Source organism: Antarcticibacterium flavum (assembly GCF_006159205.1).
GTDB lineage: Bacteria > Bacteroidota > Bacteroidia > Flavobacteriales > Flavobacteriaceae > Gillisia > Gillisia flava.
The window spans coordinates 3,295,863-3,312,489 of record NZ_CP040812.1 but is presented as its reverse complement, the minus strand read 5'-3'; the positions used below and the strand labels follow the sequence as shown (position 1 = coordinate 3,312,489).

General features: G+C 40.6%; 16 protein-coding genes. 11 read left to right on the top strand and 5 right to left on the bottom strand.

Going from position 1 to position 16,627, the window contains the following annotated elements; genetic code table 11:
- Positions 1-3: 3 nt before the first annotated feature.
- Entirely contained in the window at positions 4-612 is a 609-nt protein-coding gene (locus FHG64_RS14395; RefSeq protein WP_139067058.1) for an IMPACT family protein, read from the top strand.
- Here FHG64_RS14395 and FHG64_RS14390 read toward each other — a convergent pair.
- Entirely contained in the window at positions 609-1,010 is a 402-nt protein-coding gene (locus FHG64_RS14390; RefSeq protein ID WP_139067057.1) for an acyl-CoA thioesterase, read from the bottom strand. The genes FHG64_RS14395 and FHG64_RS14390 overlap by 4 nt on opposite strands.
- Before the next feature lie 205 nt (positions 1,011-1,215).
- On the opposite strand from FHG64_RS14390, the gene dnaA reads away from it, so the two are divergent.
- The 3 genes from dnaA to FHG64_RS14375 are packed head-to-tail and all read left to right on the top strand — an operon-like array spanning position 1,216 to position 3,877.
- Complete coding sequence (gene dnaA / locus FHG64_RS14385; RefSeq protein WP_139067056.1) at positions 1,216-2,643, top strand: chromosomal replication initiator protein DnaA; 1,428 nt, start codon at positions 1,216-1,218, stop codon at positions 2,641-2,643.
- Positions 2,644-2,654: 11 nt separating this feature from the next.
- Entirely contained in the window at positions 2,655-3,119 is a 465-nt protein-coding gene (locus FHG64_RS14380; RefSeq protein WP_139067055.1) for a low molecular weight protein-tyrosine-phosphatase, read from the top strand.
- Between the two features lie 26 nt (positions 3,120-3,145).
- Positions 3,146-3,877, top strand: a complete 732-nt coding sequence (locus FHG64_RS14375; RefSeq protein WP_139067054.1) for an SAM-dependent methyltransferase — start codon at positions 3,146-3,148, stop codon at positions 3,875-3,877.
- Here the strand turns inward: FHG64_RS14375 and FHG64_RS14370 are convergent.
- The 4 genes from FHG64_RS14370 to dapF all read right to left on the bottom strand — a co-directional run bounded on the left by FHG64_RS14370 (position 3,874) and on the right by dapF (position 7,265).
- Positions 3,874-4,533: a peptidoglycan-binding protein LysM gene (locus tag FHG64_RS14370; protein WP_139067053.1), complete on the bottom strand. Its 660-nt coding sequence runs from the start codon at positions 4,531-4,533 to the stop codon at positions 3,874-3,876. The two genes, FHG64_RS14375 and FHG64_RS14370, sit on opposite strands and share 4 nt — an antisense overlap.
- A gap of 396 nt (positions 4,534-4,929) precedes the next feature.
- Positions 4,930-5,967, bottom strand: a complete 1,038-nt coding sequence (gene mltG / locus FHG64_RS14365; RefSeq protein ID WP_139067052.1) for an endolytic transglycosylase MltG — start codon at positions 5,965-5,967, stop codon at positions 4,930-4,932.
- Complete coding sequence (locus FHG64_RS14360; RefSeq protein ID WP_139067051.1) at positions 5,957-6,484, bottom strand: GNAT family N-acetyltransferase; 528 nt, start codon at positions 6,482-6,484, stop codon at positions 5,957-5,959. Before FHG64_RS14360 ends, mltG begins: the two co-directional genes overlap by 11 nt.
- Positions 6,465-7,265, bottom strand: coding sequence for a diaminopimelate epimerase (dapF, locus tag FHG64_RS14355; RefSeq protein WP_139067049.1), 801 nt, complete (start codon positions 7,263-7,265; stop codon positions 6,465-6,467). The genes FHG64_RS14360 and dapF overlap by 20 nt, the downstream gene beginning before the upstream one ends.
- Before the next feature lie 125 nt (positions 7,266-7,390).
- Between dapF and FHG64_RS14350 the strand changes: the two genes are divergently transcribed.
- From FHG64_RS14350 to FHG64_RS14320, 7 genes are all read left to right on the top strand, one after another.
- Positions 7,391-8,794 carry a trypsin-like peptidase domain-containing protein gene (locus FHG64_RS14350; protein ID WP_139067048.1) on the top strand — a complete coding sequence of 468 codons (1,404 nt, stop codon included), beginning with the start codon at positions 7,391-7,393 and terminating at the stop codon, positions 8,792-8,794.
- Positions 8,795-8,926: 132 nt separating this feature from the next.
- Positions 8,927-10,375, top strand: coding sequence for a glyceraldehyde-3-phosphate dehydrogenase (locus FHG64_RS14345; RefSeq protein ID WP_139067046.1), 1,449 nt, complete (start codon positions 8,927-8,929; stop codon positions 10,373-10,375).
- A 110-nt stretch (positions 10,376-10,485) separates the two neighbouring features.
- Positions 10,486-11,589, top strand: a complete 1,104-nt coding sequence (locus FHG64_RS14340) for a DUF748 domain-containing protein (protein ID WP_139067044.1) — start codon at positions 10,486-10,488, stop codon at positions 11,587-11,589.
- A 100-nt stretch (positions 11,590-11,689) separates the two neighbouring features.
- Positions 11,690-12,274, top strand: coding sequence for a hypothetical protein (locus tag FHG64_RS14335; protein WP_139067043.1), 585 nt, complete (start codon positions 11,690-11,692; stop codon positions 12,272-12,274).
- Positions 12,275-12,335: 61 nt separating this feature from the next.
- On the top strand, positions 12,336-13,016 hold the full coding sequence (gene trmD, locus FHG64_RS14330) for a tRNA (guanosine(37)-N1)-methyltransferase TrmD (protein ID WP_139067042.1): 681 nt from the start codon (positions 12,336-12,338) through the stop codon (positions 13,014-13,016).
- A gap of 112 nt (positions 13,017-13,128) precedes the next feature.
- Positions 13,129-13,479 carry a 50S ribosomal protein L19 gene (gene rplS, locus FHG64_RS14325; protein ID WP_139067040.1) on the top strand — a complete coding sequence of 117 codons (351 nt, stop codon included), beginning with the start codon at positions 13,129-13,131 and terminating at the stop codon, positions 13,477-13,479.
- A gap of 837 nt (positions 13,480-14,316) precedes the next feature.
- Positions 14,317-16,539: an NADP-dependent isocitrate dehydrogenase gene (locus FHG64_RS14320; RefSeq protein WP_139067038.1), complete on the top strand. Its 2,223-nt coding sequence runs from the start codon at positions 14,317-14,319 to the stop codon at positions 16,537-16,539.
- Positions 16,540-16,627: the final 88 nt, after the last annotated feature.

Genomic DNA, 16,627 nt, shown 5'->3' with positions numbered 1-16,627 from the left:
ATCTTGAAGGACACCTACAAAAGCATAAGTAAACCGGGAAAAGAAGCTTTGTTCAAAGACAGGAATTCAAAATTCTTTGGATACACCTTTCCAATTACCAATGAAGAGAAAGCCAAAGAACATTTGGAGGACCTAAGGAAGAAACATCACCAGGCGCGCCACTGGTGTTACGCCTGGCAAATAGGTAAGGAAGATCCTCAATATCGCGCCAATGATGACGGGGAGCCATCAAATTCAGCAGGAATGCCTATTTATGGGCAAATACAGTCTTTTGAAGTGACAAACATCCTGGTGGTGGTCGTGCGATATTTCGGCGGGGTAAAGCTGGGGGTTGGAGGCCTAATAAATGCCTATAGAACCGCTGCTCAAATGGCTTTGGAAAACAGCAGGATCACTACCCGCACCATCGATGAGACTTTCAGGTTAAAATTTGATTATCCAGAAATGAATATTGTAATGAGGCTTATAAAAGAACATAACCTCAATATTAAGGAACAGGACCTGGGACTGGATTGCAAGATCTATATTTCTGTAAGGAAAAAAGAGGCTGAAGAGATCTATGAAAAATTCAGCAGCATTTATAAGGTAGAGATTGGCAGAGAGGAAAATTAATCCTCCTTGATCTTATCCAGAATGTATTGCGGGCACCTCATTGGCCTTTTTGATTTTGCATCCATGAAAACAAGCGTGGTTGATGCTCTTGTTATCAATTCTTCTTGTGGATTGTAGATGGAATATCCGAACTCGATCTTAGCTGTAGGAAAATCCTTCAACCTTGTTTCTATTTTTAAAATATCATCAAAACCGGCAGGCTTTATAAAAGTGAATTCCATGGAGTAAACAGGCAGCATGATCCCATCCTTCTCCATTTGACGATAAGAGACATCAAATTGGGCAAGCCAGTCAATACGGGCCATTTCAAGATATTGCGCGTAATTCCCATGATGGACCACCCCCATTTGGTCTGTCTCTGCATATCTTACTTTAACAAAGGTTTGATGAGTTTTCATAAGAATTTGGGTGTTTATTTGTTGAGGTTTTGTACTTTCATAGCTGGAAGGAAGTATGCATAAAATTTTCTTAAAATTCAATAGCGAATAGGTTTTTTTTTAAGGTATTTTGTTCACATATTTGTTTTACCAAAAATTCGGAAGAAAGATTCTTTCACTGTAATTTTTGTCCATCTACTAACCTATAAATAATCTAATTTAAAGCATGTCAAAAACTGCGCAATCAGTTTGGAATAGCTGTCTGGCTTTTATCAAAGATAACATTACTCCTCAAGCCTACAAAACGTGGTTTGAGCCGATACAAGCGGTAAAACTTACAGATTGTGCTTTAAGCATCCAGGTTCCTTCTAAATTCTTCTACGAATGGCTGGAGGAGCATTATGTTAAATTATTGAAGGTTTCTTTAACAAAAGAACTGGGAGAAAAGGCCAAACTGGTTTATGTCATCAAGATGGAAAATACTTACGGCAACAAACTCCCGTTTACAGAAAAGATCCCCAGTACACAACGAAGCCATATGGCATCCCAGGAAGTGGATGTTCCGGTTAAGAACAGGAACCCCGAACTCAGGAATCCTTTTATAATACCGGGGATAAGAAATGTGAAAATTGAATCCCAGCTTAATCCTAATTATAACTTTGAGAATTTTCTTGAAGGGGATTCCAACAGGCTGGCGAGAAGTGCGGGACTGGCTGTTTCAAATAAACCGGGAGGCACATCTTTTAACCCATTGCTGATATTTGGTGGGGTAGGACTTGGAAAAACTCACCTTGCCCATGCGATTGGGGTAGATATTAAGGATAAATATCCTGAAAAAACGGTTCTTTATATCTCTGCTGAAAAATTTACCCAGCAATATATTGAATCGGTAAAAAAGAATAATCGTAATGATTTCATTCACTTTTACCAGATAATTGATGTTTTGATCGTGGATGACATCCAGTTGCTTTCAGGAAAAGCAGGAACACAGGACGTATTTTTCCACATTTTTAACCACCTGCACCAAAACGGAAAACAGGTTATACTTACCAGTGATAAAGCACCGGTAGATATGCAGGATATCGAGCAACGATTGCTTTCCAGGTTCAAATGGGGACTGTCTGCAGAGTTACAGCACCCCGATTTTGAGACAAGGGTTTCCATCATCAAGAATAAATTATACAGGGACGGGGTTGAAATGCCGGAAGATATTATCGAGTTCCTGGCAAATAATATAAAGACGAATATAAGGGAACTTGAAGGGGCAATTATTTCGCTTATAGCCCATTCATCCTTCAATAAAAAGGATATCACCCTAGAACTTGCAAAAAAGATCGTAGACAATTACGTTAAGAATACCAAGCGCGAAGTATCTATAGATTACATACAAAAGATTGTAAGCGATTACTTCCAGATGGATGTGGAAACATTGCAATCCAAGACCAGGAAACGTCATATTGTCCAGGCGAGACAGCTGGCCATGTTCTTTGCCAAGAAATTCACAAAGGCTTCCCTTGCCAGTATTGGCAGCCAAATAGGAAAGCGCGATCACGCGACTGTTCTTCACGCCTGTAAAACAGTGGACAACCTTGCTGCGACAGACAAACAATTCAAAAAGTTCGTTGAGGACCTCAACAAGAAGCTTACATTATAAAAATTTAAATTATGAAAACCAGGGTTTTAATGGTGTGTCTGGGAAATATCTGCAGATCACCCCTGGCCGAAGGAATCCTTAAGTCTAAAGTAGATCCAAATAAAGTCTACATTGAATCTGCAGGTACAGGTGATTATCATATAGATGACTCCCCAGATCCACGTTCCATTGCTGTTGGTAAACGCCATGGACTTGATATTACCGACCAGCGCGGAAGGCAATTCTCTCCCGAAGATTTTGACCGGTTTGACCACATCTATGTAATGGATACCTTCAATTATGCCGATGTAATTTCACTAGCCAGGAATGAAGAGGATAAAAGAAAGGTGAAACTTATCCTGGATGAGGTTTTCCCAGGAGAAAAGGTAGATGTACCAGATCCTTACCACGGTGGGGAACATGGCTTTGAAAATGTTTACGAAATGCTGAATGAAGCCTGTGAGATGATCGCTTCAAAACTGGAAAAAGAAAAATAATCCTTCCGGGAAACATCCAATCTACTATGGCAAGCGCTGCTTACAAATATTCGGGGAAATTATATTTAATCCCTACTACCCTGGGCCCATCTAATCCTATTGATGTACTTCCTTACTCAATAAAGAAGATCATTGAAAAGATAGATCATTATATAGTAGAGAATGATAAAACGGCCAGAAGATCGATCAAGGAGGTGCTGCCCTCAAAGAAACAACCAGCCTTAAAATTAAGCTTACTAAATAAATTCACAGAACCCGCCAGTTTACCTTCCTTCTTAGACCCTTGTAAGGAAGGAGTTGATGTAGGGTTGCTTAGTGAAGCGGGTTGTCCCGGGGTGGCAGACCCGGGTGCAGAGGTTGTAAAACTGGCGCACGAAATGGGAATACAGGTAGTGCCGCTTGTAGGACCCTCTTCTATACTTCTAGCTATGATGGGCAGTGGAATGAACGGGCAAAGCTTTACCTTTCATGGATATCTTCCCATAGACAAAAAGGAAAGAAAGCAGGAATTAAAGAACCTGGAAAGAATTTCCTTAGAAAGGAACCAGGCCCAGATCTTTATTGAAACCCCATACAGGAACAATCAGCTACTGGAGGATATGACCTCAATATTACATCCAAATACGAGTGTTTGCGTAGCATGTGATCTCACCCTCCCCTCTGAATATATTTTGACACAAACAGTCGGTTCATGGCGTAAAACAAAAATAGACCTCCATAAGAGGCCTACTATTTTTGTACTTCAAAAGGAAGCCTAAGCTCTATAAGCTAGTGCGCTGGCCTTTTTATTGGGCTCAATAAAAGAGGTGTCGTAGCCACCAAATTTCTTAAGATAATATTCTATAGTAGTACCAAACGCATCACTAAAGGCATTCGCGCCCCAGCTTCTAAGATATTTCTTAACACTGCCCGGACCTGCAAGATGGGCTGCAGCAAGAATCCCGGACTCTGTTATTTCGATACCATTTATCACTTTTCCCTCAAAACGGGCAATATCTCTTATGAGGATCCACTTATTTCGCGAGGCATTTGCATAAAATGCCGCTTCCTGCAGCTCGGGTGAATTGAGGAATAACTCGGTATCCTTAATTCCTATAAGACTTAAGGTTCCTTTACCAAACTGGTATTTTCCCATATATCCAAACTCGTTTAAAGCTTTATAATTTCCCCTGGACTCTTTGAAGGCAAGCGCCTCTTTAAAACCGGTATAGGATTTTCCAAGAACAGGAACAATCTTTGGCGCAGAGGCCTCTAAAGCCATAGTATCCTCTGGGGAACCTACTGTATATTCCAGTTCAAGATCTGGAGATATTGCATAGTTATCCAAATTTGCTGTTTCCTTTGGTGTGAAACTAAAAAATATAGATCCTGCAATTATTGGTAGGATTGAAAATTTAAAAATCTTCTTTCTCATAAAATTTGCTTTCTGAAAGGTTACTGGCAAAAACAATGCCCCTCTCAATTTCGCCGGGCAAAGATACGAATTTAATTAAAAATGTGATTACCAGGATGTTAACCAATTCCCAAGAGATGTGAAAAGAAAAATAAATTTTAATGAAGAAGTTAAAATCTTTGGCCTTTACCTCCTTAATCTTCGGTGCAAGTGTCCAGTTCGTTTTGGCTACCGGAAAATATAATTCAGTCTAAATCCTTGTGCGTGGAAATAGTTCGTATACCCTCTTTTAAAAAGCTCAAATTTTTTAATCTATTATAGATCCGAAACCGCCCTATGCTTGGGGTTGATATGTTCTTTGAGGAGATATAAAGGTTTATGAAAAATTCTAAATACTTTGGTTTGTACCAATGACCTTTACCTGTTAATTCCCTGCTTATTGATCCACCTTATGTAAGCCTGCTTATTGCGGTTGTGTTGGGCGAGAGTTTCAGCAAACTTATGGTAGCCAAAGTTCTCCACATCGGCCACAAAATAAAAATATTTGTGGTCCTCATAATTAAGAACAGCATCGATGGAAGAAATATCGGGCATAGCGATAGGACCCGGAGGTAGTTCTTTATAGAGGTAAGTATTATACGGAGAATCCAGGGTGAGGTCTTTGTAAAGCACTCTTTTGATTATAGTATCAAAATTATCGTTCTCCAGCTTTATAGCATAGATCACGGTAGGGTCTGCATCCAGTTTCCACCCATTCTTATACCTGTTCATATAGACGCCCGCAACCTTTGCCCTCTCATCTACTTTGGCTGTTTCTTTCTGAACGATAGATGCAATGACGGTTACCTGCTGGGGAGTAAGGCCAATCTCCTCTGCTTTTTGCAATCTTTCTGGGGTCCAGAAGTTATTATATTCCCGTTGCATTCGTTTCCTGAAACCTTCAGCCGAGGTATTCCAGAAGAATTCATATTGATTGGGAATATACATTCCAAGCGCATTCTCGTTTGTAAAGCCATTCCCGTAAAGGAATGATGTATCTCTCATTACCTCCAGAAGAGAAATACTATCTGCCTCAATTTGAGTCGAGATCCTGCCGGCAAGATTCTCCAGCCGCTCCTGGTTATTGAAAACCACTTTCACAGGAAGCCCTCTGAGGCGTAGTGTGTTTATAATTGAATTATTGTTCATCCCTTTCGTGATAACAAACTTCCCCGCCTTGGGGCTATAGCCTTTCTTCTCTGCAACTGCTTCAAAAGAAGCAATGTCCTTTAAATGTGGCCGCAAGGAGTCTTTTACAGTCGCATAATTTGCTCCCGTGGGTATATAGATAGTAACGCTTTCAGCCTCAAAAGCTGTATTGGGAGTAAAAATATTATCGTAGATCCTGTAACTGAAATAACCTAAAACTACCAGGCCCAAAAGGGCAATGATCAAAAGTATTCTTTTAATGTACATTTATTAATTGATATAAAACCTCATCCTTAAATTTTCCATTGACAAGCACCCAGTCTTTTTTAACTCCTGCCTTTATAAATCCATTCTTAAAAAAAAGGCGGTTGCTGGGCTCATTATCTGCAGTGACATTGGCATAGACCTGATGCAATCCCAAATGCGCAAAACAATAGGCGCATACAAGGGAAAGGGCCTCTGCCCCAAAACCTTTCCTGCGATCATCTTCTTTTGCAATAAGAATGCCCAAAGCTGCTTTACGATCTTTTGGGTCAAGATCGAAGATATCTATCATCCCTGTAGGATTATTTTCAAGATCACAAATCATAAGGCGCAACTGCTTCACCTCATAGATATCCCGGTGAGAATTCTGGATATATTTTTTTATAAGATACCTGGAATATGGCACCCGTGTTGCGCTTATCTCCCAGAACTCCTCTGTATTCTCCACTTCAAGGACAAAGTCCAGGTCCTCTGGCTCCAGGGCCCGTAGGATTACATTATTACCCTTTAGTGTTGGCATCTATCTCTCCTTTAAATACAAATTGGGCAGGGCCTCGAAGCCATATATTCCTGTAATGATCACCCTGCTTTTCAAAACTCACCTTTAATAACCCTCCCGGGGTCTTAAGGTCTATTTCATTATTAGAAGATTTCCCCGTGGCATGTGCCGCCAGTGCTACTGCAGTGACTCCCGTCCCGCAGGAATAGGTTTCATCCTCCACACCTCTCTCATAAGTTCGCACAAGAAAAGTATTGTTTTCCTCCTGTTGCACGAAATTAACATTAGTGCCACCCTGTTTTTCATATACAGCTGAATATCTAATTTTGGCTCCAAGCTCCCTTACCTTCATGTCCCCTACTTCTTCTGTAAAAATAATATGGTGGGGAGAGCCCGTGTCCAGGAATAGAGCGTCCTCATTGAGGCCCTTCACCTCCACATCCTGCATCTTAAGGCTTACAATGTCATTTTCGACTGTGGCGAGATGAAAACCATCTATTGCGGTGAAACCTGCCTTATCCTCAATAATTCCAAGGTATTTTGCAAATGCCACCAGGCAACGGCCCCCATTGCCGCACATGCTACTCTGGTTACCATCTGCATTAAAATATACCATCCTGAAATCTTCCTTTTCATTTTCAGGATTTTCCAGCAGTATCAAACCATCTGCTCCTATGCCAAATCTTCTGTGGCATAACCTGTTAATGAGAATGGTATCATTTTTGGAGAATGCATTATCACGGTTATCAACCATAATAAAGTCATTTCCCGTCCCGTGGAATTTGTAAAAATTTATTGTCATTATTTGCAATTTCAACCCTGCAAAGGTACAACAAAGTAAAAGAATTCCACGTTGACTAAAGAGGCAGGGGAACGACTAAAAAAGTATAATAATTCAATTTTATAATAAAAAATAAGGACTTAAAGATGAAAAAATTAACCACACTTGTTTTTGTTTCTATGTTGGGAGGCATCCTTACTTTAGGCTCCTATAAATTGTTCCTGGAGGAAGATTTTGTTGCTATGGGTAATACCGAAATGATGACAACCGGCACCCCTGGTATCCTACCGGTTTCCTTTGAACCCCCGGTCTATGGCACAAATGCAGATTTTACTGAAGCTGCTGAAAAAACTGTTCACGGGGTTGTGCACGTAAAGAATGTAGCGATCTATGACCAGCCAAGAACAATTTGGGAACTGCAGGCCCGTGGCGGCGCGGGGGGCAAAGCCTTAAGGGGAGCAGGATCTGGGGTCATTATTACTCCAGATGGGTATATTGTGACCAATAATCACGTGATAGCCGGCGCTAGCGAAATTCAAGTTACCCTTAATAACAACAAAACCTATAAGGCAGAGCTTATAGGAACAGAACCCAGCGCAGATATTGCTTTGATAAAGATAGACGCACGGGACCTGGACTATCTACCATTTGGAAATTCCAACAACATAAAGCTTGGAGAATGGGTGCTGGCAGTAGGTAATCCTTTTAACCTTACCTCTACAGTAACTGCCGGGATCGTAAGTGCAAGGGCACGTGACCTTAACACCAATGACGGGACCCCGCAGTCCTTCATTCAAACAGATGCTGCCATTAACCCGGGAAACAGCGGAGGTGCCCTTGTGAATATCAATGGGGAGCTTATAGGCATCAATACAGCCATCACCTCTCAAACCGGTAGTTATATTGGGTATGGATTTGCAGTACCATCCAATAACGCCCGTAAGATCGTGGAGGACATCCTTGAATATGGGAATGTACAAAAAGGTATTCTGGGAATTCGGGGAAGGGACCTTAACCAAAACATTTCCAGGGAATATAACCTGGAAGTTGCACAGGGTGTCATTGTTGCCGATGTAGATTCTGAAAGTGGCGCTGCCATGGCAGGGATAAAGGATGGCGATGTGATTCGTCAAATTGATAATGTGACCGTTCGCAAGATGTCTGACCTTACCGGATATATAGGATCGAAGAGACCCGGAGATATTGTAAAAGTCAATATTTTGAGAAATGGCCGGGAAAGAGAGCTCGATGTGAAATTGACGAAGTATGAAACATATGCCATTACTCCAATTGGACTTGAAGTAACCAATGCTTCCAAAGATGATCTAAAAAGATCAAAAGTTTCTAATGGTGTAAAAATAAGCGCTGCATTAAAAGGTGATAAGAGATCCCAGGCCCTTATTGGAATAATCATTACGAAAATTGACAACGAGGATGTTACCAGCGTTGCCGATGTAAGAAAGATATTAAACTCAAAAGATCCACAGGAGCCATTAAGCGTAACTTTTGTAAACCGCGAAGGCAAGGAACAAACATATATATGGCAATAATTTGTCCTAAATTCATAATGACCCGCTGGATATAAACCAGCGGGTTATTTTTTTGCTAAAACTTTTTACGAAAACGTTTGAAATCTATACTTTTGCAGCGTTTTTAAAACACACAACTTAACTCAATAAAAAATGGGATTTAACGAAGTTTACGAAAAGGAACTTTCTTTTCAGGCCGACCGCAGAAGAGCCTCGGTTGAATTTATTAAGATTATAAGTGACCTATGGTATGATAAATCCATAGAATTGGTTTTATTCCGAAACCAGCTAATAAACCGGAATGTTAGTGATATCTTGAATCTTCACGAATATGCCGGTGAATTTGTGCAAAAACCAATCTCAATTTTCGATTCTGTTGAGATCGCACAAGCCATAAAGGACCTGGACCTTCCTCCTGCAAAATTGGATATTGGAAAGTTGACATATGAATATCATCTTGAGGATGTAGACTATCATAATGCAAAATCCTTTATTACCGGAAAACTTAAGGATGCCAAAGACTATAAGGAGGTTACTCCTAAAGATGTGGTGCTTTACGGGTTTGGACGAATTGGAAGATTACTTGCCAGGGAATTGATGACCCGAACCGGGAAAGGAAGTCAGTTAAGATTACGGGCTATTGTGACCCGGGGAAAAGTAGACGCTACTGTTTTGGAGAAGAGAGCCTCTCTTTTAAAAAATGATTCGGTTCACGGGGATTTTTCAGGTACAGTGACTATTGATGAAAAAAATTCAGCCCTTATCATAAACGGCACTACCGTTCATATCATTTCAGCCAACAATCCTGAAGATATAGATTATACTCAATATGGTATTGAAGATGCACTTATAATCGATAACACAGGAGCCTTCCGCGATAAGGAAGAATTATCAAGGCACCTATCAAGTAAAGGTGCATCTAAAGTCCTGCTGACTGCCCCGGGGAAAGGAGTTCCAAATATAGTTCATGGGGTGAACCATCAAGAATATAATCCCGATGAATCTGACATTTTTTCAGCAGCTTCCTGCACCACCAATGCTATTGTACCTGTACTAAAAGCCATTGAGGACACACTTGGAGTTGTACACGGGCATCTTGAAACCATCCACGCCTATACAAACGACCAGAACCTGGTAGATAATATGCACAGTAAATACAGGAGGGGTCGCGCAGCAGGACTAAACATGGTGATAACAGAGACCGGGGCAGGAAAGGCGGTAGCCAAGGCATTACCGGTTTTTGAAGGAAAACTTACCTCCAATGCCATACGCGTTCCTGTTCCTAATGGTTCCCTTGCAATCCTGAATCTCGAAGTTCAAAAAGAAACCACTATAGATGAGGTGAACGAGATCATGAAAAAGTATGCCCTGGAAGGAGACCTGGTTGAGCAAATTAAATATTCCCTTGACAATGAACTGGTTTCTACAGATATAGTAGGATCTGCCCAGCCATCTATTTTTGACAGCAAGGCGACGATAGTTTCAGAAGATGGCAAGAACACCGTCCTATATGTATGGTATGACAATGAATTTGGGTATAGCCAGCAAGTTATACGCCTGGCTAAATACATCGCCAAGGTAAGACGCTATACTTATTATTAGGAATTTTTTGTTTTATATGAAAAAGGGCTGTCGTAATTGACAGCTTTTTTTTGGCTAATTTTTAACTGCCTGAAACAGCCGTAATAACCAAATTTGTAAAAACGGTTTCTATGGCTAATTCCAAAAAGAAGCACGCGGTACGCAAAAAGCGGTATATCATTCCCCTAACAATTTTGGCACTTGTCATTATAGGCCGTTTGATGCTACCGTATTTCCTTAAGAATTATGTAAATAAAACCCTCAATGAGATCCCAGGTTATATGGGCCACGTTGAAGATATTGATGTCGCGCTGTATCGTGGGGCATATGTAATCAAAGGACTTAAACTAAGAAAACGCAGTGCCAGGACAGATACTCCTATGCTGGATTTCCCCAAGAACGATATCTCAATAGAATGGAAATCCCTGTTTAAAGGTAAGATTGTGAGTGAGGTGATCCTACATGGGCCAAAGTTCAACTATATTTTTGAAGACCAGGAAACCGAACCCGTGGAAGGTGAGGCAGATGTTGATGACTGGACAAAGGCACTTACAGATCTTGTTCCCATAGATATAAACCACTTTAACGTACATAACGGCACTGCCAATTTTGTGCGCCTGGCAAAAGATCCTCAAATTGATATGTTCCTTGAGAATATAGATCTTGATGCCACAAATTTGAGCAATGTAGTGAATGAGGAAAAAACCCTTCCTTCCAACCTGTACGCCAGGGCAAATTCCATGGGGGGAGGGAATGTGACCCTGCAGGGGAACCTGAACCTTTTAAAAAAGATCCCCGATATGGATATAGAATTTTCCCTTAAGAAAGCAAATGTAACCGCACTTAATGACCTATCTGAAAATTATATAGGAGTAGATTTTGAGAGCGGCACTTTTGAATTATACAGTGAATTTGCGATTGCCGATGGATATTTGAAAGGCTATCTCAAACCTATGTTCATTGACACAAAGATCCTTGGCAAGGAAGAGGATCGCAGCTTCCTTGGAAAAATCTGGGAAGGTTTTGTAGGTGCCGTTAAGTGGTTATTTGAGAACAAGGGGACCGGTACTCTGGCAACCCGGGCACCCATTGAGGGAGACCTTAATAACGTGGATACAAGTACCTGGGCCACGGTCCTTAATATTTTTAAAAATGCCTGGATCAAGGCATTCACCGGGGATATAGATGAAGATATTAACTACGAAGATGCTGCACAAGAAGCACAAAATGAGTAACTTAACAACAGGTTTTTCGAAAAGTTCATGACTTATCCTTTTTTTGGCAATAAGTTAATTTTCGACACGTTGTGTAGGTTATTGAACCAAAAAGCATAAAATGAATAAAGTATTATTTTTAAGTTTAGCCTGCCTGGCACTAAGTGGAAAGATGCAAGCCCAGGAGACAGCTGCAACTCAAAACCCTGTTGAGGATGAGTTTACCAATCTTATTGAAAGTTCAAACGATTACCAGGGATATAAGGTGGTTGATTACAATGAACTTGTAAAACTAAGAAACAATGCCTCACAACACTACACCAGGCTCAATGAAGAGCTAATCACCCAAAAGAACACAATAGACCAGCAACAGGATCAAATAAATTCCCTGGAAGAAGAATTACAAAATACCCAACAGGACCTGGAACGCGTTAATGCTGAAAAGGATGCTATAACCTTCCTTGGAATGCCTTTTAGCAAAGGCAGTTATATGGCACTTATGTGGGGTATTGTTGGAGCCCTTTTACTGGCATTGTTATTTTTTATATACCGCTTCAAGCAAAGCCACTCCCATACCAGGGAAGCGCGAAGCAAATTGGATGAAACAGAAAAGGAATTTGACATTTATCGTGAAAAGGCCCTGGAGAAAGAACAGCGCCTGGGTCGGCTGCTACAGGATGAAAGGAATAAACACAATGAAAGATAGGCAGGTGCTGCATACTTCCTGTTAAAGATATTTCTCATCTTTGCACTCTAATTATTATAAGATGCGCATTGATATAATTACAGTTGTACCAGATATTTTAACCAGTCCCTTTGATGTTTCAATACTTAAAAGAGCCATTGAAAAGGGGCTCGTTGAGATCCACCTGCATAACTTAAGGGATTACGTTACAGATAATTACAAGCAAATTGATGACTACCAGTTTGGCGGTGGCGCGGGCATGGTCATGATGATCGAGCCCATAGACAAGTGCATAACAGCTTTAAAAGCTGAGAGAGATTATGATGAAGTGATCTATATGACGCCAGATGGTAAGAGATTTACACAGAAAGATGCAAATACTCTCTCTCTAAAGGAAAATATAATAATACTATGTGGTCATTATAAGGGAGTAGACCAACGGGTGAGGGATCATTTTATCACTAAGGAGATCTCTATAGGGGACTATGTATTATCTGGCGGAGAACTGGCAGCAGCGGTGGTATGTGACGCGGTTATAAGATTGATCCCCGGGGTCCTTGGCAATGAGACCTCGGCTCTCACAGATTCCTTTCAGGATGACCTGCTGGCTCCACCGGTGTACACCCGCCCTGCCGACTATAAGGGCTGGAAAGTCCCCGAAATCCTTACTTCAGGTAATTTCCCTAAGATCGAATCCTGGAGGGAGGAACAGTCTTACCTGAGAACCAAAGAATTACGACCCGATCTTTTGAAGGAGGAATAGGAGATATTTACTTGTTTATAAAGATTTATTTATTAATTTTGCACTCGTTTCTAAACCAACCTCTGGCGAAATCCGTGAATGTTGCTTTAGACTATCTTTTAAATCAATATCTATGGAATCCTTAATTAAATTCGTTCAGGACGAATTCGTAACCAAGAAAGATTTTCCGGAATTCTCAGCAGGTGATACTATCACTGTGTATTATGAAATTAAGGAAGGCGCAAAAACACGTACTCAGTTTTTTAGAGGTGTTGTGATCCAGGTAAAAGGAAGTGGCCTTTCAAAGACTTTCACTATTCGTAAGATGAGCGGTACAGTAGGTGTGGAACGTATTTTCCCTATCAATATGCCGGCCCTTCAAAAAGTTGAAGTAAACAAACGTGGTGCTGTAAGAAGAGCACGTATTTACTACTTTAGAGGTCTTACTGGTAAGAAAGCCCGTATTAAGGAAGAGAGAAGATAGTATTCTCTTTTTTCAAAATTTCCAAAGCCCCGATAAGGGGCTTTTTTATTGATATACTGATGGTCATTAAAAATATCCGTTTTTTCTATTCCGAGAAAAGGCAAAATTTGAAGGCTAAATCACAACTGGGACCAAATGCATTATATGAATAAAGATAAATTCTTATTATACCTGTTAATAACCTTAAAAATTCCCTGTGCTTCCGGAACGATCCAATTTATAAAGCCAGAATTAGCCAGCATTTAAAATTTTATATAAAAACCTAAAGAGCCAGGTTAATTACGTAAACTGTTGATAACTAAACCCTTATTTTCTTTGATAAATTGAACTTTGATTGTATATTGTAATGTATTTAAATCCAAAGCTAAGGATGACACAAGGATTCCCGCAGGTTTAAATACTGTAAAGCATTGATCTTTACATAAGTTTTTATCTTCTATAGAACGTTATTTTGCACTGCAAAAATAGTTTGAAAGATAAAAACTCCTTTAATAGTTTTTGAAAGCGTTTGTGGACAAAAATTATTAAGTGAAATAACGCACGCGGTAAGTTGTGGTAATTGACTTAGATAGATTTTTAAGATCCGGCGGTAAAGCGTTATTTCGTAAGAAGCCATTTCAATATACAAGGTATGTTGAAATGGCTTTTCTATTTGAGCCCCCTGCACTTTAACCCCCTGTTAACTATGATAAAACCTACAAAAACCTTATCTTCGCAGGAGTGGGTAACTGTTAGGACAGCTGCTCATTTACTTTTATTATATCACTAGAATTTCTTGATTATAAATGAGAATTCTCATTTTGACCCCTATGAAATTCCTAAAACCATAATTTGAACATGACACAAAAATCCAGGATCTTTTATACGAAGACAGATGAAGCCCCAATGCTTGCAACTTTTTCATTTTTACCAATTGTAAGAAGTTTCACTGCCACCTCAAACATTGAAATAGAACCTACAGATATTTCCCTTGCAGCCAGGATACTTGCTGCTTTTAATGATCGCCTGCCACAAGAGCAACAGGTTCCAGATGCACTTAAAGAACTTGGAGAGCTGGTTAATAAACCTGAAGCAAATATTATCAAACTTCCTAATATTAGCGCCTCTGAGCCTCAACTTGAAGCTGCCGTAAAAGAACTACAGGAAAAAGGATATAAGTTACCAGATTACCCATCAGAGCCTAAGAACGAGGAAGAAAAGGAGATCAAAAGAAAATACGACCAGGTTAAAGGTAGTGCTGTTAATCCCGTTTTAAGAGAAGGAAATTCAGACAGGAGAGCACCTCGCGCAGTGAAGAACTACGCAAAGGAAAATCCGCACCGTATGGGAGCGTGGAGCAAGGATTCTAAAACCCACGTAGCCACCATGCAGGATGGAGACTTCTATTCCAATGAACGATCTACTACCATAGAAACTGCAGGAGCACTTAAAATACAACTTGAAGAAGCAGGAGGAAAAACTACAGTTCTAAAAGATAACCTGAAGGTAAAGCAAGGGGAGATCATTGATGCTACGGTGATGAGCAAAAAAGCCCTGCTTGGCTTTTTAGAGGAGCAGGTGAAAGATGCCAAAGAAAAAGGCGTACTCTTCTCCCTGCATATGAAGGCGACAATGATGAAGGTGTCAGACCCTATTATCTTTGGCCACGCGGTGAGGGTTTATTTCAAAGACCTTTTCGCCAAACATAGCCAGGCACTGGAGAAAGCAGGAATAAATGTAAATAGTGGGTTGGGTGACCTTTTAAATTCCCTTGACAAACTGGATGCAGACACACGAAATAAGGTTGAGCAGGATCTTAAGAAGGGGTTCGAGACCGGGCCAGACCTTGCGATGGTAGATTCAGATAAGGGAATTACAAATCTCCACGTACCAAGTGACGTTATCATTGATGCCTCTATGCCTGCAATGATAAGAACTTCCGGACAAATGTGGAATAAAGAGGGAAAACAGCAGGACACCAAAGCAGTTATTCCAGATAGCAGTTATGCCGGACTTTACCAGGCGACCATAGATTTTTGTAAAAAGAATGGAGCTTTTGACCCTACCACTATGGGTACTGTGCCCAATGTGGGACTAATGGCTCAAAAAGCCGAGGAATATGGTTCCCATGATAAAACCTTCGAGATCCCTGCTGCAGGAACTGTTAAGGTTTTGGACAGTGAAGGAAAAACGATTTTTGAACATTCTGTAGAGCAGGGTGATATCTGGAGAATGTGCCAAACAAAAGATGCGCCTGTACAGGACTGGGTAAAACTTGCAGTGACAAGGGCAACAGCCTCTGGCATGCCAGCAGTTTTCTGGCTGGACAAAAACCGAAGCCACGATGCAGAGATCATTAAAAAGGTTGAAAAATATTTGAAGGACCATGACACTTCGAGCATTGATATACGCATACTTGCCCCGGCAGAAGCAACAGAATTCACCCTTCAAAGAGTAAAAGAAGGAAAGGATACAATCTCTGTAACAGGAAATGTATTGAGGGATTATTTAACCGACCTTTTTCCTATCCTGGAGCTGGGAACCAGTGCCAAGATGCTTTCCATTGTTCCTTTAATGAACGGTGGTGGATTATTTGAAACCGGTGCGGGAGGATCTGCTCCAAAACATATTCAGCAGTTTTTAAAAGAAGGCCATTTACGCTGGGATTCGCTGGGAGAATTTCTAGCCCTGGCGGTGTCTCTTGAGCACCTGGGAGAGAAGTATGATAATTCAAAAGCGCTGGTTTTATCTGAAACCCTGGACCAGGCAACAGAGCAATTTTTGAAAAATGACAAATCCCCTTCCAGAAAAGTGAATGAAATGGATAACAGGGGGAGCCATTTTTATTTAGCTTTGTACTGGGCCCAGGCACTTGCAGACCAGGATAAAGACAAAGAACTTAAAGAGCATTTCACGCCTGTAGCTCAAAAACTTCAGGATAATGAAAAGGAAATACTTCAGGACCTTATAGATGCCCAGGGAAGCCCTGTGGATATTGAGGGGTATTACTATCCTTCAGAAGAGCTTACCAGCAAGGCAATGCGCCCAAGCCAAACTTTAAATACCATCCTGGGTTACTAGGAGTTGAGAATATTTATTTGATGAGAGGGCTGGAATGATTCCGGCCCTTTTTTTTGAATAAAATAACAATTGTAGAAGCAGTAATTTC